The sequence below is a fragment of the Oleiphilus sp. HI0125 genome, assembly GCF_001635355.1.
Genome location: NZ_LWGF01000776.1, coordinates 1 through 2,769 on the forward strand (window position 1 = coordinate 1; position 2,769 = coordinate 2,769).

Below are 2,769 nucleotides of genomic sequence, written 5' to 3' on the forward strand. Positions count from 1 at the left end.
CAGATATCCTACGTTTGTGGGTTGCTGCGACGGACTACAGCGGTGACATGACGGTATCGGATGAAATCCTCAAGCGTACAGCAGATTCATATCGCCGTATTCGTAATACCGCGCGATTCTTGTTAAGTAATATCAATGGTTTTGATCCAAAAGCGGACTTAGTACCGAATGATCAAATGATTGCACTAGATCGTTGGGCTGTAGATCAGGCACTTAAACTGCAAGCAGAGCTTCAAGAAGCGTATGACAACTACAACTTCTTAGGCGTGTTCCAGAAGTTGGTTCAGTTCTGTGTTGGTGAGTTGGGTGGTTTCTACTTAGATATCATCAAAGACCGTCAGTACACCACGCAAGCGAATAGCTTGGCTCGTCGTTCTTGTCAGACTGCGATGTATCATATTCTAGAAGCAATGACGCGCTGGATGGCGCCAATCTTGAGCTTCACGTCTGATGAGATCTGGGCTGTTATGCCGCAGCCAGTATCAGGCGAGCGAGAAGAGAGCGTATTCTTGGCTGAGTGGTATACCGACTTAGTCGCACTTTCAGATGATGAGCCGCAAAGTCGTGACTTCTGGAATAAAGTGATGGCGGCAAAAGAAGCTGTTAATAAGTGTATCGAAGAAGAGCGTAATGCCGGCAATGTAAAAGGCTCACTAACGACTGTAGTTAGTTTGTACTGTGAAGGTGATTTGGCTGACACCTTGAGCACCTTAGGCGAAGAGTTGCGTTTCGTATTGATTACCTCTGGCGCACGCGTGCTTGGCTTGAGTGATGATGGCCATGCCGATGCGAAGCCTTCTGACTTAGAAGGTTTGCTTGTGAAGGTTCAACCTAGCTCTGATGTGAAGTGTGATCGTTGCTGGCACCACCGTCCGGAAGTCGGCACGATTGAAGCGCACAAGGATCTGTGTCAGCGCTGTGTTGATAATATCGATGGCGAAGGTGAATCGCGTCAGTATGCTTAATCAATAGCAATTAAATAGAGCAGGGTTACTAAGTATGTTGAAGTATTTGTGGTTGTCGTTGAGTGTTGTGGTGTTAGATCTTTACACCAAATACTTAGCGAGCACGCAGTTGGAATATGCGATTCCTGTGCCCGTGATGCCGCACTTCAACTTTACTCTGCTCCACAACACTGGAGCGGCGTTTAGTTTTCTCGCGAATGAAGGTGGCTGGCAACGTTGGTTCTTTATTGTCTTAGCTCTGGGCGTCAGTATCGCGCTTGTTCGTTGGGTTTACACGCTCAAAAATGACCGTTGGTTAGCGATTGCTTTATGTCTCGTTTTAGGTGGGGCACTAGGTAACCTGTATGACCGGATAATGCTGGGATATGTTGTCGATTTCCTTCATTTTTACTGGAACGATTATCACTTTCCAGCCTTCAACATTGCAGATAGTGCTATCTCGGTTGGTGCCGCAATGTTGGTATTAGATATGTTCCGTAGCAAGGACGAAGACGGTAACCCAAAACCAAAGAGTCGTTCTGAGTCTCGGGCAATATAGTCTCGAGTCATATACTAGAGAGCGATTTCGTTTCTGTTTAACGTTCCATTTAGGTAGTTAAAAACGTGAGTTTAGTTGTTTCTGCGGACACACGTGTCACGCTTTATTTTTCTTTGAGCCTGCAAGATGGCTCAGTCGTCGATTCTAATTTTGACGCTAACCCAGCGACATTTGAGTATGGTGATGGTCAATTACCCGATGGCTTCTTGTCCTGCCTTGATGGCATGAAAGAAGGTGAGGAGGGGGCTTGGCTCGTGACTCCAGAAAAAGCGTTTGGGATGCCAAATCCAAATAATGTTCAAACCTTTAAACGTTCCGACTTCGCAGCAGATATGCAACTTGAAAAAGGCCTAGTCATTTCTTTTGCTGATGCGAGTCAGTCTGAGTTGCCTGGCGTTATAAAGCAGTTTGACGACGAAGAAGTGGTGGTCGATTTCAACCATCCGCTAGCTGGCGATACATTAACGTTCAAGGTTAAGATCGTTTCGATAGAAACTATTTAGGGATCATAGTTCAACTCATGCAAATTCAACTTGCTAACCCCCGAGGATTTTGTGCTGGTGTCGATCGCGCGATTGAGATCGTTAATCGTGCATTAGAGGTATTCGGAGCGCCAGTGTATGTGCGTCACGAAGTTGTTCATAACCGTTTTGTTGTGGATGACCTAAAGAATCGTGGCGCTATATTCGTTGATGAGTTGCATGAAGTACCTGATGATGCTTTGGTGATTTTCAGTGCGCATGGCGTGTCTAAAGCTGTGCAAAATGAAGCGCAAGATCGAGGCTTGAAAGTCTTCGATGCGACCTGTCCTCTTGTCACGAAAGTACATCTTGAAGTGACCAAATTCTCGCGTGATGGAATGGAGTGCGTCTTGATTGGCCACGAAGGCCACCCTGAAGTCGAAGGTACGATGGGACAGTACGATGATTCTAATGGCGGAGTTATCTATCTTGTTGAAGACGCAAACGATGTTGCTCAGTTATCTGTCAAAGATCCTGAAAACCTAGCGTATGTAACGCAGACAACTTTATCTGTGGACGATACTTCAGTGGTGATTGATGCTTTACGAGAGAAATTCCCGCAAATTCAAGGCCCGAGAAAAGACGATATTTGTTATGCCACGCAAAATCGCCAAGATGCTGTAAAACAAATGGCTCCTTCTTCTGATTTGATGCTAGTGGTTGGTTCTCCAAATAGCTCTAACTCAAATCGTCTACGTGAGCTTTCAGAGCGTATGGGAACAAAAGCTTATTTGATTGATGATCA

4 protein-coding genes are annotated in these 2,769 nt (G+C 45.6%); all 4 read left to right on the forward strand.

All coding sequences use genetic code 11. The annotated features are described in order from the left end of the window. On the forward strand, nt 1-965 hold a 965-nt coding region (locus A3762_RS12130), incomplete at its 5' end, for a class I tRNA ligase family protein (RefSeq protein WP_156493422.1). Nucleotides 966-999: 34 nt separating this feature from the next. Next, nucleotides 1,000-1,503 (forward strand): signal peptidase II, encoded by a 504-nt coding sequence (gene lspA / locus A3762_RS12135; RefSeq protein ID WP_068478572.1) that lies wholly within the window; start codon nt 1,000-1,002, stop codon nt 1,501-1,503. A 65-nt stretch (nt 1,504-1,568) separates the two neighbouring features. Continuing rightward, nucleotides 1,569-2,006: a peptidylprolyl isomerase gene (locus tag A3762_RS12140; RefSeq protein ID WP_068478570.1), complete on the forward strand. Its 438-nt coding sequence runs from the start codon at nt 1,569-1,571 to the stop codon at nt 2,004-2,006. A 17-nt stretch (nt 2,007-2,023) separates the two neighbouring features. After that, nucleotides 2,024-2,769: 4-hydroxy-3-methylbut-2-enyl diphosphate reductase (gene ispH / locus A3762_RS12145; RefSeq protein ID WP_068755773.1), on the forward strand; the 746-nt coding region annotated here is incomplete at its 3' end.

Coding starts and splice junctions, on each gene's coding strand:
- lspA (WP_068478572.1), top strand. CDS start 1,000: ATGTTGAAGTATTTGTGGTTGTCGTTGAGTGTTGTGGTGTTAGATCTT.